The organism is Enterococcus sp. DIV0756 (genome assembly GCF_051710745.1).
Lineage (GTDB): Bacteria > Bacillota > Bacilli > Lactobacillales > Enterococcaceae > Enterococcus_A.
Genome location: NZ_JBIOLF010000001.1, coordinates 1,106,881 through 1,128,774 on the forward strand (window position 1 = coordinate 1,106,881; position 21,894 = coordinate 1,128,774).

Here is a 21,894-nt window from a genome sequence, read left to right on the forward strand (position 1 = left end):
GAAGATGACTTAAATAAATGGAGGAATGAAAAAATGGCTAGACGTACAGTCTATTGCGGACGAGTGTCCGAGGAGTATTTGGATCAAAAGGTAACATTAAAAGGGTGGGTACAAAAGCGCCGTGATTTAGGTGGCTTGATCTTTATTGATCTGCGTGACCGTGAAGGTGTCGTGCAGGTAGTCTTCAATCCAGAAGAATCGAAAGCGGCTTGGGAAATCGCGGATCAATGCCGCAGCGAGTATGTAGTAGAAATTACTGGTACAGTCATTCGTCGGGATGCGGGTGCGGTAAACAAAAAAATGTCTACAGGCGATTTCGAAGTAAAAGGTGAAGAAATCATTATTTTAAATAGTGCCAAAACACCACCATTTTCAATTGAAGATGACCAAAATATCAGTGATGAAGTGCGCTTAAAATATCGTTATATGGATTTACGTCGTCCGAAAATGACACAAAACTTGATGATGCGTCATCGCTTGACGCAATCCGTTCGTCGTTTCTTAGATGACAATGACTTCTTGGATATTGAAACACCATACTTGGCTAAATCAACGCCAGAAGGTGCTCGTGATTACTTGGTTCCTTCACGTGTTCATCCAGGACATTTTTATGCATTACCACAATCACCACAAATCTTGAAACAATTATTGATGACGGCTGGCTTTGACCGTTACTATCAAATCGTTCGTTGCTTCCGTGACGAAGATTTGCGGGGAGATCGCCAACCTGAATTTACGCAGGTCGATATTGAAACCAGCTTCTTATCAGCGGAAGAAATTCAAGATTACACAGAAGCGATGATCGCACAAGTCATGAAGGATGTCCGCGGGGTTGAAGTAACGTTGCCATTCCCACGAATCACTTGGGATGAAGCAATGGAACGTTATGGTTCTGATAAACCTGATACTCGTTTTGATATGGAATTGATCGATGTGACGGATATTGCTTCTGCGACTGATTTCAAAGTCTTCCGTATGGCTTCAGACAACGGCGGAGTTGTTAAAGCGTTAAACGCTAAAGGAGCAGCGGATAAGTATTCTCGTAAAGAATTGGATCGTTTAGGGCAGTTCGTAGGTCAATTTGGCGCTAAAGGCTTGGCTTGGATCAAAGTGGACGAAAACGGGGAATTAACTGGACCGATCGCGAAATTCATGGGCGGTGTCAGCGAAGACTTGAAGAAAGCGACAAATGCCGAAGCAGGCGACGTGTTGATGTTTGCGGCAGACCAATTCTTAACGGCTGTTACAGCTCTTGGTGCGGTTCGTTCGAAAGTCGGAAAAGAATTAGGCTTGATCGATGAAGACCGTTTCGATTATCTATGGGTAGTGGATTGGCCACAATTTGAATTTGATCAAGAATTAGGTCGCTACGTTTCTGCTCACCATCCATTTACAATGCCGATGGAAAAGGATATCGAAAACTTGAAGGAGCATCCAGAAAAAGTGTATGCGCAAGCCTACGATATCGTCTTAAATGGCTACGAATTAGGTGGCGGCTCACTCCGTATCAATACCCGCGAATTGCAGGAACAAGTTTTTGAAACTTTAGGCTTCACTCGTGAAAGTGCCAATGAACAGTTCGGCTTCTTATTAGAAGCGTTGGATTATGGCTTCCCTCCAATTGGCGGAATCGCACTTGGCTTGGATCGTTTCGCGATGCTGTTAGCAAACGAAGACAATATTCGTGAAGTCATTGCCTTTCCTAAGAATGGGAAAGCAGCAGAACCAATGTCTGATGCACCAAGCACGGTGTCACCTTTGCAGCTTTATGAATTAAGTATCGACGTAACGAAAATCGAAGAGTAAAGTAGCCGGCATTAATTTGCTGCTTTTCTGAAGTTTTTACGTGAACTCTAAGAATATACTAAGAGAAGCGCCTGCCTTTATGGTAGGTGCTTTCTTTTTTTCATGAAAATACGTATAATGTGAGTGAAATTTTGAAATGAGGCGGACAGTACATGATGAAAAAGAAGATAGAGGAGTGGCCCCATCACGATTATGCCACCCGATTATCTGTCGCAGTGGTTTATGCATTTTTAGCGGCGATTGCCGTAAACTTTTTTTACCAGCCAGGACATATTTATTCCAGTGGAGCCACCGGCTTCGCGCAAATTTTAACGACTTTGTCGGATCGGGTTGTCGGTTTCACTGTTCCCGTATCGATCACCTTATTTTTGATTAATGTGCCATTATTTTTCTTGGCATGGTTCAAGATTGGTCATAAGTTTACGATTTTTACCTTCATCACTGTTTTTTTAACGTCATTCTTCATTCACATCATTCCCCAAACGACGTTGACGAAGGACCCCATTATTTGCGCAATTTTTGGTGGAGCAATCATGGGTGTTGGGATCGGATTTGCGTTAAAGAATGGCTTATCCTCTGGCGGATTGGATATTTTGAGTATCGTGATTCGCAAGCGCACGGGCTCCTCAGTAGGATCGATCTCAATCATTTTCAATGTGATGATCATGCTGATGGCGGGAATTTTGTTTAGCTGGCAATACATGTTTTATTCTGCTTTAGCTATTTTTATGAGTGGTAAATTGACCGATGCGCTCTATACGAAGCAACGGAAGATGCAAGTGATGATCGTTACCAAATGCCCTGAGCGAGTTATTAATGGGATTCAAGATCAAATGCGACGCGGAATTACCATCATCAATGAGGCCGAAGGAGCCTACAAGCATGACAAACAGACCGTTCTATTCACTGTGGTAACACGCTTTGAACTTCCTTTATTAGAATCAATCATGAAAGAAAACGACCCAGACGCCTTCGTCAGTATCTCTGAAAACGTACGGATCATGGGCCGCTTTTACGAAGAATCAATGGATTAAAATAGCTCTGTGTCAAAATGAGACGGATAGAAAAATTTTGAACATCTAAGGTAGGAAGAGTCGCCTACTTTAGATGTTTTTTAGAAGAAAAATTCCTATAATATGGTAGAATCAATATCACGGCTCTGTTAAGAATGTGCCATGCCTGTGAAAATAATCCACCCAAAGCAGCCAAATGAAGCCACGCTCTTGGAATTATTTCAAGGAAAAAACTTAAATATTTAGGAAATGCTTTTTTTATTGAGAAATTGTTGCAGTTTGCAAAAAATATACGTATAGTTAATTTGATATTCTGATATTTTAAAGTAAAGTTGGAAAGTAAACTTATGGGAAAAAGACTAAAGCATAGTCGCTATATTACTGGATTTGATGGGCTTCGCTCACTAGCGGTAATTGGCGTAATTTTATATCATTTGCTGCCTACTCAAATGCGAGGCGGCTACTTAGGGGTTCCTGTTTTTTTTGTGGTTTCAGGCTATTTGATCACTGATTTACTCTTGCAGGAATGGAAGCAAACAGGTCGTATCGACATCAAGCAATTCTATTATCGGCGGATGAAACGCTTATATCCGGCGTTGGTTGCGATGCTTGTGGGAGCTTCAGCGTACATAACGTTGTTTCAGCGGAATCTGTTAAATAATTTGCGGGGCAACGTCATCAGCAGTCTGTTTTACGTGAATAACTGGTGGCAAATCAATCATGGGATGTCTTATTTTGATCGATTTTCTGGTGAATCGCCATTTACCCATATTTGGTCATTGGCGGTTGAGACCCAAAACTATATTTTTTGGCCAATCATTTTCGTCCTCTTGATGAAGCTGGTGAAAAATAAGGGGAAGGTTTTTCTCGGAATTCTTGGCGCGGCCTTGCTTTCAGCTATTTTGATGGCTGTTCTATACGTACCAGGTCAAGATCCTACGCGGGTTTATTATGGAACAGATACTCGGTTGTTCTCCATTCTTTTAGGAGGAGCTTTAGCGTTTATTTGGCCCAGTACTCGTTTGAAGGCACAGATTCCCTCACAAGCGAAACGAATATTGAATGGGATCGGTCTAGGGGCATTGATTCTACTAATTTTGGCATTCTTATTCATGCGGGATGACTGGTCATTCATTTATTATGGGGGAATGTTTTTAGTAAGTTTCATAAGTGTTGTATTGGTTGCTATTACGGCACATCCTGGAGCCAGCTGGAATCGCTGGTTGACGAATCCGGTGTTTTCTTGGATCGGCAAACGTAGCTACGGAATTTATCTCTATCAGTATCCTGTAATGATTTTTTATGAAGCAAAAGTCAATGTGGCGAATCATACCTTCCTCCACACAATTATGGAAATCATTTTGATTCTTTTTGTAACAGAACTTTCTTATCGCTATATTGAAAAGCCATTACGTGTGTTCAATTACCGCAAGACGTTTGCATCGTTAAAACAATCGTTCTGGGCGCCAATCAAGAGTCGTAGAAAAATCGGCTTCATTTTTTCTAGTCTGATCACGGTGATTGCGCTAGTGGGTGTGATTATTGCGCCAACGAATAAAGTCGATGCGAATCAACAAGCCTTGCAAAAGCAAATCGAGCAAAATCAGCAGGCTGCCAAAAAGACGGAAAAACCGTCGCCAAGTGCTTCTAGCGGAACGGCAGAATCGACGACGAGTTCTGAAGCACCAACCAGTTTAGCGGATAAATACAGCTTAAGTAATCGCGAAGTAACGAAAGCGAAGAATTTGAAGGTAACCGCGTTTGGGGATTCTGTATTATTAGCAGGCTCGAAAGGTTTAACGGAAATTTTCCCTAAAATGGTCGTTGACGGAGAAGTTGGGCGACAATTAAAAGACAGTCCGCCATTGTTGAAGGCGTTAAAAGATAAAGGAGAATTGAATGACACGATCCTCTTGAGTCTAGGAACGAATGGTCCTTTTAATATGGATGACTTTGCTCAGATCATGAATGTTCTGGGAGAGAAGCATCAAGTCTTCATTATTAATACTCATGTTCCGACGCGTCGTTGGCAAAATGATGTCAATGCGAACCTTGAAACAGCGGCGAAGGAGTATAAAAATGTTCATTTGATCGATTGGTACAATTTCAGTAAGGATCATCAAGATTGGTTCTATGATGACCAAGTTCATCCAAATGATGTCGGATCGATCCATTACTGCCAATTGATCGCTAAGGAAATATTGAAGGGTGAGTAATCAGAAAAAGATAAAAACGTTTTGTGAGAGAATCACAAAACGTTTTTTGCTTGGTGCTCACGCAAGTATTTTTCTTTTTGTTTGCGTGGTAGTTTTTTAAACGCAGATTCGGCTTTGGTTGCTTCACTGCGAGTTTCAAAGCGTTCGGCGTGAATCATTTGGACGGGCCGTCGACTTTGCGGGTGGGTATATTTAGCCCCCGTACCGGTATTATGCTCGGTCAGCCGTCTGGCTAAATCGGTGGTGTAGCCGCCGTAAAAGCTTTGGTCATTGCATAATAAAACATAAAAGAATTGATCAGTTGCCATAAAGCATCTCCTGTAAGTCGGCAGAGTAGCTGCCAGATTGATCATACGTATATAATGGTGGAAGAAAACGCAGGCCTTCACTCTTTCCGTCTTTGATTCCTTCAATCAGAAGGGTATTGGCTTCTTTTCCCGGTTTGGGATAAACGAATTGAATTCGTTTCGGAGCAAGCCGATGTGCTCGCAAGCAATCCACGATTTCTAAGAAGCGATCCGGGCGATGGACCATTGCAAAACGTCCGTTCATTTTTAATAATTTTGCAGATACGTTGACGACATCCTCCAGTGTTGCGTGGATTTCATGGCGTGCAATGGCTAAATGTGGATTTGGATTTTTCTGGCTAGTTGGTAATTCCTTGAAATAAGGGGGATTACATACAACTAAATCGGCAGAATCGGCTCTGAATACGTCAAATGTATTTTTCAGATCTAGTTCATGCATCGTCACTTGATCTTCTAATTGATTGAGAAGAATACTCCGTTTTCCCATATCAGTTAAGCGGGGTTGAAGTTCAATTTGATCAATCAGTGCCGTTGTTTTCTTGCTTAAAAAAAGACCAATCGCACCGTTCCCAGCGCAAAGATCAATGATTTTTCCGCGTTTTGGCACACGGGCAAAATTCGCTAATAGAACGGCATCAATGGAAAACGAAAAAACTTCCGAGCTTTGGATAATTTGGATATCTTCAGCATAAAGCTGGTCGATTCGCTCACCTTTTTTTAACAATTTCTTTTGCCCCCTTAAAAAAATCATACCGTTGTATTATACTACGTTTAGTTAGTTAACTGAAAGGACGAAACTATGTTTTTTAAATTTATTCGCGTCATTGCTCGAACGATCTTGGCGGTCGTTAACGGCAATGCTCACTATCAAAATCAAGAAAAATTACCAGAAGGGAATTACATTCTAGTTGCGCCGCACCGTACCTGGTGGGACCCCGTTTATATGGCACTGGGCGCATCGCCAAAGCAATTCAGTTTTTTAGCAAAAGCTGAGCTGTTCAAAAATCCGATTTTACGATTCATTCTAGTGCATTTGAATGCCTTCCCTGTGGATCGCGACAAACCCGGACCAAGTGTGGTCAAACGACCAGTTAAAATGTTGAAGGATTCGGATAAGAGTTTGATTATGTTCCCAAGTGGGACGCGTCATTCTTCCGAGCTGAAGGGCGGAATGGCCTTGATCTCTCGTTTATCGAAAAAACCAATTGTGCCTTCTGTGTATCAAGGCCCAACGAAATTTTCCCAGCTATTTAAACGAACACCTGTCATTATCCGTTTCGGAGATCCAATCGATCTTTCGGATATCAAAAAAATGGATAAAGAGGGCTTAGCCGAAGTGGAGCGACGTGTGCAAGGAGCTTTTGATCAGCTAGATCGGGAGATTGACCCGAATTTCAAGTATGTTGCTAAGCCTAAAAAAGATGAATCCATTTAAACGAGTTATATTTCAGGTTCTAAACTCACTTTCGAGTTTAGGACCTGTTTTTTTCATTTGGTGACAGTGTTTCTTTATTTCTTTTTCAATTGGGTAGAGACAAAAATAAATCGTTCATCGATCAACCTCTACTTGCTTTGCAGAAAAAAATGGCGAATCGTGTTATACTTTTGGGAAGGACTTAATTAGGAAAAGGGTGGATCAATGAAAGTTTTACATACTGCTGACTGGCATATTGGGAAAAAATTGCATGGTTATGATTTGTTGCCAGATCAAGCATACATTCTTGATCAAATACTAAAAATCGCAAAGGACGAGGCAGTAGATGCCATCGTGATCGCGGGCGATTTATACGATCGCTCAGTCCCTTCAGAGGATAGCGTTCGGTTATTGAATCAAACGATCGCCGAATGGAATTTGACGCAACAGTTCCCCTTAATTGCGATTTCTGGCAATCATGATAGTGCCACTCGCTTGGCAACTGGTGCGCCGTGGTTCAATCAAGCGAAATTTCATTTACATACACGTCTGCAGGAAGCTTTTACTCCTGTGGAAATGGAAAATGTTCAATTCTATTTGTTGCCTTATTTTGAACCGGTAGATGCGCGGATTTATTTTGAGGATTCAGACTTGCGAACGATCCAACAGGCGATGCCGAAAGTGATCGAAAAAATGCAAGAAAGCTTTGATCCGGCAAAAAGGCATATTTTGATTAGTCATTTTTTTGTTGCTGGCAGCAGTAAAACAGACTCTGAAACGAAGATCGAAGTTGGCGGCCTTGATGGAATCAATGGGCGTTTGCTTGAGTGCTTTGATTATGTGGCATTGGGGCATCTTCATGGAAAGGATGCGTTAAAAATTGCGAATGCCCGTTACAGTGGCTCGCCGTTAAAGTATTCTTTGTCGGAAAAAGATCAAACAAAGGGTGTCTGGATCGTAGATACGGAAAACGGGGAATTTACTTTTCGACCATTGACTCCGCTGCATGAGATTCAAGAAATCCAAGCTAGTTTTACTGAATTGTTGAATCCAGCTTTTTATTCGACGATTGACCGTGAAGCATACTTGTCGATTTTGTTGGAAGATCGAGCGGTCATCCCGAATCTAATGAACCAGTTACGGCAGGTCTATCCTCGCATTATTCAAGTAGAGCGTGCGAATGGGTTTGAGACAGCAATGACAACGCGGCTAAAAAAGGAAAATATCAAAGAAAAATCCCCGATTGCATTGACGAAGGATTTCTTTGCAGAAGTTTCCCAAGATGAGTTGACGATGAAGCAAGAAAAATGGGTCGAAGAGGGATTACACGCCATTCTGAAAAAAGGAGGCGCAGAATAATGCTTCCCAAAAAAATTATTATGGAAAACTTTGGTCCGTTTGTTCATGAAGAAGTCGATTTTGACGAAATGACGGAAGCTCCGCTATTTTTGATTAGTGGGAAAACGGGTGCTGGTAAGACAACAATTTTTGATGCAATCACGTTTGCTTTATATGGGGATGCGTCTGGTGGCGTTCGTTCCTCAAATGAAATACGCTCTTCCTTTGCCGAGCCCACTGAGGAAACGCGGGTTCAGTTTATTTTTGAGCATCAAGGAAGGCAGTACTCGATTGAACGCTGGCCCAAGCAGACGTTAGCCAAGAAAAATGGCAAGGGCGAGACGACTAAAAATCAAAAGGTTCAATTGAGTATTTTCAACGATGCGGGTCAAGAGGCGGAAGCGTATACCAAAGTGGATGCGGTGAACGAAGTGATCTATCAAATTTTGAATTTGCAAAAGGATCAATTTCGTCAAATCGTGATGCTGCCGCAAGGGGAGTTTCGAACATTCCTTAATGCGAATAGCACCGAGAAGGAGACGGTTTTACGAAGCCTATTCGGTACGAATTTCTATCGACATTTTACAGATAATTTAAAGCTTCAAAAGCTTGAACTGGAGAAATCAGTTAGTGAGCTGACTACCCGGATTGACCAACTATTTCAGCAGGTGGCTGCTGAAAAAGGGGTGACCTACGAAGAATCGCTGAACTTTGCTCGTGAATATTTGATCCGCGAAGAGCACGCTTTAGTGGACAGTCAAGCTGAATTAGTCAAAAAGCAAAATAAGCAAAAGGCGCTTCAACAGGACTATCAAAAAGCTCAGGAATTGTCCGAACGTTTCCGTCAAGAGCAGGAAACACGCCACCAGCTTCAACAATTGGAAGTGCGTTTGCCAGAACAAGAAGAAAAGAAACAGCAATTGGTTCGAGGCAAAGAGCTGGAAAAAGTTCGTCCGACGTACGATCGAGTGCAGGAATTAAAAAGACAGCAGCTTCAACAGACGCAAGAAGCTCATGAGAATCAACAACGTGAAGAGGAATTGGAGCAGCAATACACAGCTTGTCAAAAGCAAACGAGTACGTTTGAACAGCAGCGTCCGGAGTGGCAAGCGCAAGAAAAAGAACTGCAAAGCTTGAAGGCCTTATTACCTTTGGTGAAGCAAAAACAGCAGCTGGAGCAACAAAAAGCGGAGCTGGAAAATAAGCAAGCCAAACAACAAGAGCAATTATCTGAGATTATTCAGCAAATGAAGGTTCACGAAGAACAACAGCAGGAACTTGAAGCTAAGCAGAATACAGAAAAATATTGGCAGGATCGTCGATTTGAAGAATTGCAATTTCAGCAGCAGGTAACGCAATTACAAACAGCAGCGAAAGAAATTTTTGATCAGCAGGAAGAAGAAGAAGATCAGCAAATCAAATTAGCACAGCTGGTTGAAAAGGCTAGCCGTACAAGCAATCAATTAACGAGTGAATTGGCGGATTATAAGAAGTTAAAAAGCCAATGGGCTGCAGCGGAGATTGCTCGTCTAAGCATGGACCTGCTTCCCGGAGAACCTTGTCCCGTTTGTGGATCAACAGAGCATCCGAATCCAGCCCAACATAAGGAATTGACCACTGATAATTTGGGGCAATTGCAGGTAGCGCTGGAAACACAGGAGGCTCGTATCAAGCAATTGGAATTGATTCGAGAACAGGCAGAGGCTCAGTATGAAGTCGCGATAAAAGCCTTCGATAAATTGCAGGAGTCCAGATTAGCGGCACAAAAAAATCAAGAACAACAGCTTCAAACGCTTCAAAGCGCTTTAAGTGCCTATTATCAGCAAGAAGTTGACGCTGAATTAATGGGTCTCAGTGATTTTCTTACGAAACGGCAAGAAGAAACAGCAGAGGCGATCGCTGAGATCAGAGAAGTGAAACAAGTCCTGCTTAAGTTAAAGACAGAATTAGCGAATGACCAAGAGAAGAAAAAGGAATGCGAGACGATCTTAACTACCGTAACTGGCGAGCTGCAAACGTTAGAGGGCCGATTATCCAGTATTGAGGAACAAACCAAGGACTGGCAGTTAACGACGTTGGAAGAACATCTTGCTGGGTTGCAGGAAAAGATTGAAGACGATCATGCGAGATTACAGGCTCATCAAGAGCTAGTAAAAGAAATTGAGCAACAGCGAATTCGTTTACAGGAAAATCAAAAGCTTTTAGCTAAACAACAGCAAGAGACAGAAGTACAGCTGCACAAGTACCAAAGCCTATTGCAACAACAATTGTCAGAAGCAGATTTGACCATTGAACAGTTAGCTGAAGCGCCAATCGATCTTTCTGTTTTGGAGCAAGAAATCACTGATTTTGATCAACAGCTCTTCGTGCTAAAAGATCGTCAAACACGCTTGGCAGAAGCGATCAAGAATCATGAAAACCCCGAGTTGGAAGAATTGCAACAACAGGTGACCGCTTGTGAAGCTGAAGTGACGCAGCTTCAACAGCAGCATTATATGAAAGAGAATCAGCTGCAGCAGCAACGCGAATTGGTTGATAAGATCGAAGCATTACAGGAGCAAAGCAAGGAGCAGTTGGACGAATTGAGCCAAATGATCCAGCTCTATCAAACGATGAACGGCGATAATCCGCAAAAAATCAGTTTGGAGCGTTATGTTCTGCAATGGTATTTGGCTGAAGTGCTGCAAAGCGCCAATCAGCAGCTGCATCAGTTAACGAAAGGTCGTTATCGCTTTGAATTGAAGCAGGAAACGGGACGCTCCAAAGGGAATACCGGCCTTGAAATCAATGTTTATGATGACAACGCGGGTGCCACTCGCAGCTCTCACACCTTATCCGGTGGGGAAAGCTTCATCGCAGCCTTATCGTTGGCATTAGGATTGGCTGAAGTGATCCAGAGTCAAGCCGGTGGCGTTGCAATCGAGGCACTGTTCATTGATGAAGGCTTCGGGTCACTAGATGAAGAAGCATTGGAAATGGCAATGGAAGCATTGGAAGGAATTGAAAATGCGGGGCGGATGATCGGCATTATCAGTCACGTAAGAGAATTGAAAGAACGTATCCCACAACAAATCATTGTGGAAACTAGCGGAACGGGTCGCAGCAGCATTCGTTACCAGCTAGAAGGATGGAGTGAAACGTAGATGAGATGGAGTATTCCAGAAAAAGTGATCGAACGCGGCAGAACGTATTTAAAAGAAGGGCGGGTCTTATCCGTTGAGGCAGATCCGGCTCGGCGTGTTTGGCATGGTGAAGTATTAGGCAGTGAACTTTATCTGGTTGATTTAGATGGCAGTGGAAAAGAAAATGATATTTGTGCGTGCCCGTATTGGGAAGAGCATGGTTATTGCAAACATACGGTTGCGGTTGAGTTGTATTTGCGGGAAAAAGGACTTTCTCGAGTAATCAAGCCAGAGACCGTTTTACCGAAAAAAATGGAAAGCAGTATTTCCTTTGCAGATTTATTGAATCAGGGCTTTACTAGGTTGGAGAAAGAAGCAGAACCGCTGCAGTCGCTATTTGTTGAATTTGTCGTTGAGGCGGTACCGACGAACCCTTACCATCCAGAACTGGATGTATTAGCGGTTTCATTACGTATCGGCAGTCATTTGACTAAACGCAGCTATATCGTTAAGAACTTATACGATTTCTTACATGCCTATCAGACGGATTCGGCATACACCGTGAATAAGCAGTACAAATTTCAAATTGAAGCGGGTGCCTTTGATCCCAAGTGCCGTGATTTGATCGAAGATTTAGTCGGTGTCAGTGAAACGTATCAGCTTTTAGGAAAAGCCGGGCTGCAGGTGAAGGGCAAGCTAGATAAGCGCTACCTCCTATTGCCCGTGCATCGGATTCAAGAGTTATTGGAAGCAATGGAAAAAACAGGGAATTTAAACATCAAATTAGGAGAAAAAACGTATTCTGAGGTTCATGAAGGTCAAGAATTGCCGCTATCCTTTACTTTGGAAAAACGCGGAGAGGATGATTATGGTCTAACGATCGAGGATGGTTTTACCAATTACTATAGTAATTATTTCTTAGGGTTTGTCGAAAATTCCTATTATTTGATGACTCATGAGCAACAGGATACCTATATTACTTTGAAGCAACTGATGAAACGCTTGAAGGAACCTGTTATTACTTATGAGCAACGACAACTTTCGCAATTGTTTACGGATGTCTTCCCCTATTTACGGAAAATTGGCCGAGTGATTGTGAAAGATGAGGTGGCTGAAATCATGAAAGAGGAGCCATTGCGAGCAGTGGTGATCTTTCGAAAAATTAAGGGAATGATCAAGGCAGAGGCCGAATTTCATTATGGAAACGCCTATTTCTCTACAAATGAAGCGCATCAGCCAAAGCTTCCCAATAATGTCGAGATTTTAAGAGATCGGAAAAAAGAAAAACAGATTTTAGATCTTTTTGATACGTATCGCTATCAAAAGATTGAGACGGGCTTTGAGAAGAAATTGCCGATCAAAGACAATCTTTATTATTTCTTCAAAGTAGAAGTCGAGGAGTTTAGACGCCTTGCTGAAGTTCGCATGGGTAAAAAATTGCGTCAGCTATTTCTAGATGGGGAAGAATATCAGCCAACGATTGAGGTAGATCAAGAAGGTTCATGGCTGGATATCAAATTCGACGTGACCGGGATTAAGGACAATGAAATTGATCAAGTCTTGAACAGTTTGTTACGAAAAGACCGTTTTTATACGTTGGACAATGGTGAAGTTCTATCTTTTGATTCAGAAGCTTTCCAGCAAACCAGCGAAATGATCGGTCAACTGCGGGAGCGAATCAGTGCGAAGAATGGCTTGATTCGTTTGCCGAAGAGCCAAGGGTTGATGCTGGAGCAACGCTTGAAGGAGAATCCGCAGGCGCAGTTTAGTGAAAGCTTTACTGCGATGGTACAGGATTTGACGCATCCGGAAGCCTATCAAGTTGCGTTGCCGGAAAACCTCAATGCGACATTGCGTCCATATCAAGCAGCAGGTTTCCGCTGGCTGAAAATGCTAAGTGACTATGGTTTTGGCGGCATTTTAGCCGATGAAATGGGTCTTGGTAAAACGATTCAAGTAATTACGTTTCTATTAGCAGAAAAAGAACAGCAGCCAATCAAAGCGGTCATTGTGACACCTGCAAGTTTAGTTTACAATTGGCAGGCGGAAATCAAGAAGTTTGCCCCAAGCCTAAATTCTGTAGTCATTTCAGGAAATCGCAGTGAACGTGAGCAAATGCTTGAGGATGCTGATGAGATTATTATTACATCCTACGCAAGTCTCCGTCAGGACATTGACTTACATGAAAAGATGGGCTATCAGTATATGATTCTTGATGAGGCACAAATGGTAAAAAATGCGTCAACTAAAACATCAAGTGCATTAAGGAATTTATCAATTCCCCATCGCTTTGCGCTGAGTGGTACACCGATCGAGAATAATCTCGAAGAACTGTGGTCGCTGTTCCAAACGGTCATGCCAGGATTCTTCCCACCGATTGGACGGTTCCGTCAAATGGCTGTCCCAGAGATTGCCAAGATGATCCAGCCATTTGTTTTACGTCGTGACAAAGATACCGTCTTGCAGGAATTACCAGAACGAATTGAATCAAATGTCTTAAGCAGTTTGACAGAAGAACAAAAGACGGTCTATCTGGCTTACTTAAAACGCATGAAACAAGAAGTCGATCAAATGGACTCGGCAACGTTCCGCAAACAACGGGTTAGCATTTTGGCTGGTTTAACTCGTCTGCGTCAGATCTGTGATGATCCTCGTTTATTTATGGAGGGCTACGAAGGTGGTTCTGGGAAGTTGGATCAAGTGAAAGATTTGATCCAAGCCGCGAAGGAGAATGGTCGACGAGTGCTATTGTTCTCACAATTTACCAGCATGCTCTCAATTATTGAAGAAGAGTTCGCAGAAGAAGGAATTACCAGCTTCTACTTACGAGGTAGCACCAAAGTTTCTGACCGCCTGAAAATGGTGGATGCCTTTAATGCAGGGGAGAAAGATGTATTCTTGATTTCCTTGAAAGCCGGCGGTACCGGTTTGAATCTGACTGGCGCAGATACTGTGATTCTTTATGATCTATGGTGGAATCCTGCAGTAGAAGAGCAGGCCGCTGGACGGGCGCACCGAATTGGTCAGAAGAAGGTCGTTGAAGTTTGGCGCATGATCGCTGAAGGAACGATTGAGGAACGGATGAATCAGCTGCAGCAAGAAAAACGCGAGCTGTTCCAAAAAGTCATCCAAGGAAATGAAGAACAAACCAACAAACTTACAGAAGAAGATATTCGCATGATTTTGAGCTTAGGCGAATAAAACATTGTTTTGATGCAAAAAGAGTATGCAGCGCTTAGCGTTGCATACTCTTTTTATTCGTAAGATTCGTAGCCAATTCTTCAAAGCTCGTAAGTTCTTTTTCGTAAATGGCCGTTTGTCCAGTGGGGAGAGGACGATTTTGATGATTGAACCACCAGACAGACCAGCCGGCAGCTTTCGCACCGATCACGTCATTCTCAAAACTATCGCCGATGTATAATAGTGCATCCGACGCTAAACCCAATCGTAGCTCCATCAAGTGAAAGACTTCAGGATCAGGCTTTTGAATCCCGACTGCATTAGAAATGATGATTTTTTCTGGTTCAATCCATCGCGTTAATTGGAGGGCACGGATCTTCTCTTTTTGGCGTGAGACAGGCCCATTCGTAATGATCCCAAGCGGAATTTCCTGCTGCTTCAAAAAAGTAAGCAAGGCAATGATTTCAGCAGGCAAGGAGATTGTCTGCAAAGCCTGATCGTAGGCATCTTGAAAGGACGCCAATTTAGAGTCGTCTGAAACAAAATCAAAATCGGCTAAGGCCAAGCGAATTCGCTCATGGCGCATTTTTTCTAAAGACCATTCTCCTGTGATTGATTTCATGTAGTGGAGATCACTATAATAGCGAAAACGAATAAACAGGGCGTTCATCTCTTTTTTGGGAAATGTTGGGAAAAGCCTGCTAATAGCCGAAGCAAAGGGAGCCTGCTGTTCATATAGAGTATCATCTAAATCAAATACTATTCCTTGGATCAATTCAACCACTCCTAAGTTTTCAATAGATTTATTATAGCAAAAAAGTAATGATTTTATTTAGAATGAGCAAAAAAGTGGCATGGATATATAATTCCTGTTATGTTATCCAGACGGTACAGTAATGAAAAAAACATGGAATGGAATCAATCAAAAATATTCTTGCGAAAAAAAATAATGATTGAGAAGGCGAAAACGCTAAAAAGTTTAGGTCTACCAATTTTCGGAAAGTCTATAAAAGTTTTGTTTATTTTTGATTAATTGAAAGCTGTATCTATTTATTAGGAGATATTTTAATGGAAAATTTGATACAGAAAATTTACTTAAAGCAGAAAATAAAATAACTATAAAATAATAACCACTGTCCTTTAATGTATTTTCTATTTTACATCTATTCTTATAAAGACTTGATATACAGAAGTTTTATGAAAATATCTATATTTTTAATATAGATTGGTTATCAGTTTTTAAAAGATAAAAAAATTCTTTTTTTTAATTTGATATAATAAATTTGCATAAACTGTATTATAAATAATACAGTTTTTTTATCTGTTATATTACTGCTCCGAATGAGAGTTGCCCCATTAGTTTCTCATCTTGACAACTCGCGACTGTCCTGACAGTTGTTATGACGTGGGATCAAATTAAATAACGTTAATATTTGTAAAAAAAAAGACAACCAACTCTTTTTTTTGTTACCTTTTTTCTGTATAATAGAAACAGATAGCAGGAGATAAGTATTACCTGTTACAAAAATTGAGAGTCAAGAAAAGGAGTGATATGCATGTTAACACTATATACTTCCCCTAGTTGTACATCATGTCGGAAAGCACGTGCTTGGCTACAGGAACATGAGATTCCTTATGTTGAACGAAATATCTTCTCTGAGCCATTGAATATCGATGAGTTGAAGGCTATTTTGCAAATGACTGAGGATGGAACGGAAGAAATCATTTCGACCCGTTCGAAAGTTTTCCAAAAGTTGAACATGGATTTAGATGAATTGTCCCTAAAAGAATTGTTGGATTTAGTTAAAGAAAATCCTGGATTGTTACGTCGTCCGATTATGATTGACGAGAAACGTTTACAAGTTGGTTTCAACGAAGATGAAATTCGTCGCTTCTTGCCTCGTGATGTTCGCCAATATGAATTGCGTCAAGCCCAATTAATGGCTGGATTATAGAATAATTACCCTGCGGATGCAGGGTCTTTTTTTTGAAAACCCTCGTCTTCAATCAACGAATACAGCGAAGTTTCAACCTTTCCATGTGGTTTCTAATCCGAAAATCAAACGAGGTCAAAGCAACGATTTCTTTTTTGTTTATAGGATTTTAATAAAATTCGACGGCTTTCTTTACTTTTAAGCGGAATCAGTTACAATGAACATATAATCTATCTTTAAAGTGAGGTGTGCCAAGATGGAGATGGAACACATCAATGAGAATACAATCCGAGTCATTATTGAAAATGAAGATTTAGCGGAACGAGGAATTACTTTTCTTGATTTGTTAGGAAATCATCGTGAGATTGAATCTTTCTTCTATAGTATTTTAGAGGAAGTCGATATCGAGGATGAATTTAAAAGTAGTGAAGCGGTTACCTTCCAAGTCCTTCCGAAAAATGATGGATTGGAACTATTTATCAGTAAAAATCTGACGCCAGAAGACATCAACAAAATGAACAATTCGACAGAATTTGAATCAAGTGATTTTGATCAATTGATTCGTCAGCAGATTTTAGCGAATTCAGAAAGTCTCGAAGAGGATGAAAAGAATAATCGCTTGCGAGTGTTTCAATTGAATAGTTTTGAGGATATGATCGAATTAGCAAGCTATCACTTTTTAGATGAAGCCTGGTGTGATTTATATCTATTGAATGAGAAGTATTACTTGCAGGTTTACTTTGATCCAGATATTTTTGGTGAGTTCGGCTTATCAGATGTGATTGCAGAAATCCTGGAGTATGCTGAGAATTCCTCTGTTTCAACAGAAATGTTAGAAGAATACGGGAAACTTTTGATGCAGCGGGATGCGATCGAGATCACTCGTGCTCATTTTAATTAAACCATTCAAGACCCATCGTTCATAGAGACGGTGGGTCTTTGCGTTGCCCATTTTCGTCAGTAAAACGAAAGCTATCTTTACACATCAATCTGTAGGTAAGGGAATCGCCTTTTTGTTCAGTAGATTTTTCTAAATAAGAAAAAAATTCGTCTTAGCGCGTATCTTTTTTCGAGGTGAGAAAAATGTTATTTGCTTACACAAAGGAAAAAGATATGGTTGATGCTGCTGACGCTGGGGATCGACAGTCGTACTTTTGTCCAGATTGCGGCGAGCGGTTGATTCGCAAAGCGGGAAAAATCAAGATTCCTCACTTTGCTCATAACCAGAATACGGAATGCCAAGGATTGAGTGAGGGGGAGACACCAGAGCATCTACAATTAAAACGGCTGTTTTATGAATGGGGAAATCGTTTTGAGAACAATTGGCAGCTTGAACAGCCGTTAGTTGATTTGCCGCAGCGCCCCGATTTATTGCACGAGCATTTCGCAGTTGAAATTCAGTGTTCCTCGTTGAAAAGTGCTCGTCTGCAAGAACGGATCAATGGGTATGCTGAAAAAGGTTATCAAGATTGGTGGTTACTTGGAAAACCACTTTGGCCCAAAGAAAAATTTACTCATCTACAAAGGCAATTTTGCTCCTTTGATAAGGAAAAAGGCGTGCATTTATGGTTGGTGGAAAAACAGGGGATCCGTTTGCTTTACCATATTCATGAGGTTGACGGTTTGATTTATTGCGAGGAACGATGGCCTGATTTTTCTAAACCGTTAAGAGAAATATTTTCTTCTGCTGTTACAAAATGTCCGCCACGTCTTTTTCCTACGACAGAAAGTGTGAAGGCGCGAAAAAGGGAATTGAGTATCAAGTTAGTCCAAAGTAATCCGCGAATTCGCGTGTTGCAGCAATATTTTTATCAAGAGCGGAGACATGTTCTGTATTTGCCGGATTGGATGTACTTTCCTAGTCGCTATTTCTTTTTTTATCAAGAAGATCTTCTTGTATTTCGCTATCTATTTCAAAAAGAAGCAAAGAATGCAACGTTGATTTTTCAAAAATTTTTAGCTTACCGTGAGGAAAATCAGAAAGAATGGGAATTCTACCAGATTAATCAGCAGGAGATCTTGGAACGATTGTACCTTGAAGCCATTTTTTGTCAAAGAAAGGCTAAAGTTTCATTGGCTTGACAACTTTTAAAAATTACTTTTTTCAAAATTGTGGTACTATGGAGAATGATTAATAGTTATTCTAAGAGAAAAAAGTATCTTAACGAGTTAGGAGAGTATTTATGAGTGAAGCAAAACAATTGCCAAAACGCCAAGAAGTTCCTGTTGAATTAACTTGGGATTTAACGAAAATTTTTGCAGATGACGTTGCTTTTGAGGAAAAGTTCCAAGCATTATCAGCTGAGTTAAATGAAGTTGATAAGATTAAGGGAACTCTGGGTCAAGGAGCGACAGAATTTTTATCAGCGATTGAGTATGTCCTAGATATTTATCGTAAAGCAGAAGTCATTTATGTGTATGCTCATCTGAAAAATGATGAAGATACTGCTAATACAACAAATCAAGCTCTATATGCTCGAGCATCTAGTTTGATTGCTCAGGTCAGTGAAGCAGTCAGCTGGTTTGAACCAGAAATGCTGGAACTTTCGGACAATGAAATTTGGGCCTTTTTCGAGCAAGAACCAAAATTGGCTTTGTATCGTCATTTTGTTGAACAGATCATTTCTGAAAGAGCACATATTTTACCAGCAGAACAAGAAGCGTTATTAGCTGGTGCTAGTGAAATTTTCGGTAGTTCTGCGGATACATTTTCTGTTATGAACAACGCGGATTTGAAATTCCCAATCGTAAAAAATGATGCTGGTGAAGATGTACAGTTAACGCACGGGGTTTACGGGCAGTTGTTAGAGAGTACCGATCGAAAGGTCCGGGAGCAAGCCTTCAAGGCATTATATTCTGTTTATCATCAATTCAGAAATACCTTCGCATCAACTTTAAGTACACATATCAAAGGGCATAATTACAAAGCCAAGGTTCGCGGGTATACTTCTGCGCGAGAAGCAGCATTAAGCGGGAACCATATTCCAGAAGATGTCTACGAAACACTGACATTGGTGGTGAATCAATATCTGCCACTACTGCATCGCTATGTGGAATTGCGAAAGGAATTGCTAGGATTAGAAGAACTTCACATGTATGATCTATACACTCCGCTTTTGGCAGAAGCGCCGGTCAAGTTTACTTATGAAGAGGCCCAGGCTAAGGCACTCGAAGCGTTGAAACCGTTAGGCGAGGAATATTTAGACGTTGTGAAGAAGGCTTTTGCTGAACGCTGGATTGACGTCGTTGAAAATCAGGGTAAACGCAGTGGGGCCTATTCTTCTGGGGCTTATGATACGCAGCCGTATATTCTTTTGAATTGGCATGATCGACTAGATGAACTATATACGTTAGTTCATGAGATGGGACATAGCGTTCATAGTTACTTCACGCGCCATACACAACCTTATGTTTACGGTGATTATTCAATCTTTTTAGCAGAGATTGCTTCAACGACGAATGAGAATCTTTTAACGAGTCATCTATTAGAAACAGAAAAAGACCCCAAAATTCGGGCCTACATCATCAATCATTACTTGGATGGGTTTAAAGGAACCATTTTCCGTCAAACACAATTTGCTGAGTTTGAACACTTTATTCACACTGAAGATGCGGCAGGAAACCCATTGACGAGTGAACATCTAAGCAAGTTTTATGGTGAATTGAATGCGAAGTATTATGGACCAATCGTTGTTAATGATGAAGAGATCAAGGATGAATGGTCTAGGATTCCACATTTTTACTATAACTATTATGTTTATCAATATGCGACTGGTTTCTCGGCAGCAAGTGCATTAGCCAAACGGATTGTCGAGGGTGAGCCAGATGCTTTGACGAAATACTTAGCTTATTTGAAATCAGGCAGCAGTGATTATCCAATTGAAGTCATGAAAAAAGCAGGTGTCGATATGACACAACCGACATACATTGAAGACGCGATGGAAATTTTTGCTCAACGACTTGATGAGTTGGAAGAGCTAGTAGAAATTTTAAAAAATTAACAATCAGTGAAGCAGGAGTTGACGCTCCTGCTTTTTTGTTTGCTCTGCGTACCACGTTAAGCAACGCAAAAAGATGTAGGATCTATTCGTTTAAAGCGAGCGTCATTTTGAAGTACACATTTTTTTGTTAATCATTGATTATAAAAACATAGAAATATATTTAATTTTATTAAAGATTGATCTTCTGTAATGTTTATTTATGGAAGATGATTAGCAAAACTTCAGCAAAAAAAATTGTTGATACGAGTGGGATTGGTGCGTAAAATCTCATTAAATTGGCCCTTTGGATTCAAATATTTGAAAGAAATTTTACAAATGGAATTTCTCTTTTGATAATTATTATGCGAAAATTGGCATAAGTAGAGGGGGTGGAATCATAATGAGTAAACCAAATAAAAGAGATAAGATTGACTTACTATTAAAGTTGTCAATTGCTGTCATGTTTATTACAGGTTTTCTGATTTTTATGTATCCCTTCGTCGTGGATTCGATTAATAATTATGTCGACCAGCAAAGGCTCGAAGAAGTCCAAGATAAGATGGAAGCACGTTCGGAAGCTGAGAAGAAAAAGCGACTGGCGAAGCTTGAAAAGGAAAATAAAAAGTTAAAGACAATTATTCCAGGCGCCGGAAGTTTCGATGATCCTTTCGAGTCCTCGTTGCAAGGAACCAAAAGTCCGAAAAAGGAATACTATGAAAAACATATGATCGGTGCAGTATTCATCCCTAAAATAAAAGTGAGTCTGCCAGTCTATGACGAGACAAATGATTTTTTGTTAGACAAGGGGGCCACAGTCCTACAAGGAACCTCCTTTCCTGTTGGAGGTAAAGGAACCCATTCAGTTATTACCGGACATACTGGACTACCAGAAAAGAAACTTTTTACTGATTTAGAACTGTTAAAAAAGAAAGACAAGTTTTTCTTACATATAGAAGGAAAAAAATTAGCTTATCAGGTTGAACGCATTAAAATCGTGAAACCTGATAAGTTTGATGCGCTTAAAATTGAATTGGATCGTGACTTGGTGACGTTGCTGACCTGTACGCCTTATGGGGTAAACAGTCACCGTTTATTAGTTACCGGCCATCGGATTGCCTATCCAGTTGAGGCAGCGAAGAAAATCAATGAGACTGAAAAGTACCATCGTCGGCGTGTCTACTATTTAATTGCTGGCTGTGCCTTCTTCTCATTGCTCTTTGGCTATTTTGTCTGGCGAAAAATCATTCTCTATCAATCGAAGAAACGCAACTACACCTTTGTTTTCTATCTATACGAAAACGGCGAACCTTTGCCTGGAGTACGTGCATTGCTTACCCAAAAACGGGATGTTGTTCGCATCAACGGCAAGCTTGTTCATACAGTCAGTGATCAATTCGGAAAAATCGAGTTTAAAGACATACCAGGCGGCGTTTATCGTGCGGAGACAGAAAATGGCTTGAGTGTGAAAGGAAAAATTTGGCGATTGAAGGATCGGAAGTTCAAGATTCTGAAGCGTCGGGGATATAAGAATATCAAGCAAAAAATTACCCACTTTATTATAGAAAGTAAGAAGGTGAACTAGC

15 protein-coding genes are annotated in these 21,894 nt (G+C 40.9%); 12 read left to right on the forward strand and 3 right to left on the reverse strand.

Annotated features, from left to right (window positions below; translation table 11 throughout):
• The first annotated feature begins 33 nt into the window (after positions 1 to 33).
• The 3 genes from aspS to IGI44_RS05335 all read left to right on the forward strand — a co-directional run bounded on the left by aspS (position 34) and on the right by IGI44_RS05335 (position 5,035).
• Positions 34 to 1,806, forward strand: coding sequence for an aspartate--tRNA ligase (gene aspS / locus IGI44_RS05325; RefSeq protein ID WP_438786769.1), 1,773 nt, complete (start codon positions 34 to 36; stop codon positions 1,804 to 1,806).
• Positions 1,807 to 1,961: 155 nt separating this feature from the next.
• Positions 1,962 to 2,840, forward strand: coding sequence for a YitT family protein (locus tag IGI44_RS05330; protein WP_438788921.1), 879 nt, complete (start codon positions 1,962 to 1,964; stop codon positions 2,838 to 2,840).
• Between the two features lie 326 nt (positions 2,841 to 3,166).
• Positions 3,167 to 5,035, forward strand: a complete 1,869-nt coding sequence (locus IGI44_RS05335) for an acyltransferase family protein (protein WP_438786770.1) — start codon at positions 3,167 to 3,169, stop codon at positions 5,033 to 5,035.
• Between the two features lie 32 nt (positions 5,036 to 5,067).
• Here IGI44_RS05335 and IGI44_RS05340 read toward each other — a convergent pair whose 3' ends face one another.
• Positions 5,068 to 5,343 (reverse strand): GIY-YIG nuclease family protein, encoded by a 276-nt coding sequence (locus tag IGI44_RS05340; RefSeq protein WP_438786771.1) that lies wholly within the window; start codon positions 5,341 to 5,343, stop codon positions 5,068 to 5,070.
• Positions 5,333 to 6,067: a tRNA1(Val) (adenine(37)-N6)-methyltransferase gene (locus tag IGI44_RS05345; protein ID WP_438786772.1), complete on the reverse strand. Its 735-nt coding sequence runs from the start codon at positions 6,065 to 6,067 to the stop codon at positions 5,333 to 5,335. The genes IGI44_RS05340 and IGI44_RS05345 overlap by 11 nt, the downstream gene beginning before the upstream one ends.
• Before the next feature lie 75 nt (positions 6,068 to 6,142).
• On the opposite strand from IGI44_RS05345, the gene IGI44_RS05350 reads away from it, so the two are divergent.
• From IGI44_RS05350 to IGI44_RS05365, 4 genes are all read left to right on the forward strand, one after another.
• Positions 6,143 to 6,778 (forward strand): lysophospholipid acyltransferase family protein, encoded by a 636-nt coding sequence (locus IGI44_RS05350; RefSeq protein ID WP_438786773.1) that lies wholly within the window; start codon positions 6,143 to 6,145, stop codon positions 6,776 to 6,778.
• Positions 6,779 to 6,982: 204 nt separating this feature from the next.
• Positions 6,983 to 8,116 carry an exonuclease SbcCD subunit D gene (locus tag IGI44_RS05355; protein ID WP_438786774.1) on the forward strand — a complete coding sequence of 378 codons (1,134 nt, stop codon included), beginning with the start codon at positions 6,983 to 6,985 and terminating at the stop codon, positions 8,114 to 8,116.
• Positions 8,116 to 11,238, forward strand: a complete 3,123-nt coding sequence (locus IGI44_RS05360) for an AAA family ATPase (RefSeq protein ID WP_438786775.1) — start codon at positions 8,116 to 8,118, stop codon at positions 11,236 to 11,238. The genes IGI44_RS05355 and IGI44_RS05360 overlap by 1 nt, the downstream gene beginning before the upstream one ends.
• Positions 11,239 to 14,418, forward strand: coding sequence for an SNF2 helicase associated domain-containing protein (locus tag IGI44_RS05365; protein ID WP_438786776.1), 3,180 nt, complete (start codon positions 11,239 to 11,241; stop codon positions 14,416 to 14,418). It abuts the gene before it with no gap.
• A 34-nt stretch (positions 14,419 to 14,452) separates the two neighbouring features.
• Here the strand turns inward: IGI44_RS05365 and IGI44_RS05370 are convergent, their stop codons facing one another.
• Positions 14,453 to 15,172: an HAD family hydrolase gene (locus IGI44_RS05370; protein WP_438786777.1), complete on the reverse strand. Its 720-nt coding sequence runs from the start codon at positions 15,170 to 15,172 to the stop codon at positions 14,453 to 14,455.
• 781 nt (positions 15,173 to 15,953) lie between these two features.
• Here IGI44_RS05370 and spxA point away from each other — a divergent pair.
• The 5 genes from spxA to IGI44_RS05395 all read left to right on the forward strand — a co-directional run bounded on the left by spxA (position 15,954) and on the right by IGI44_RS05395 (position 21,893).
• Positions 15,954 to 16,352 carry a transcriptional regulator SpxA gene (gene spxA / locus IGI44_RS05375; protein WP_010739854.1) on the forward strand — a complete coding sequence of 133 codons (399 nt, stop codon included), beginning with the start codon at positions 15,954 to 15,956 and terminating at the stop codon, positions 16,350 to 16,352.
• Positions 16,353 to 16,587: 235 nt separating this feature from the next.
• Entirely contained in the window at positions 16,588 to 17,232 is a 645-nt protein-coding gene (locus IGI44_RS05380; protein ID WP_438786778.1) for an adaptor protein MecA, read from the forward strand.
• A gap of 182 nt (positions 17,233 to 17,414) precedes the next feature.
• A complete protein-coding gene (locus IGI44_RS05385; protein ID WP_438786779.1) occupies positions 17,415 to 18,413 on the forward strand; it encodes a competence protein CoiA in 999 nt (332 codons plus the stop codon).
• Between the two features lie 101 nt (positions 18,414 to 18,514).
• Positions 18,515 to 20,332, forward strand: coding sequence for an oligoendopeptidase F (gene pepF / locus IGI44_RS05390; RefSeq protein WP_438786780.1), 1,818 nt, complete (start codon positions 18,515 to 18,517; stop codon positions 20,330 to 20,332).
• Positions 20,333 to 20,711: 379 nt separating this feature from the next.
• Entirely contained in the window at positions 20,712 to 21,893 is a 1,182-nt protein-coding gene (locus tag IGI44_RS05395; protein ID WP_438786781.1) for a class C sortase, read from the forward strand.
• Position 21,894 lies beyond the last annotated feature (1 nt).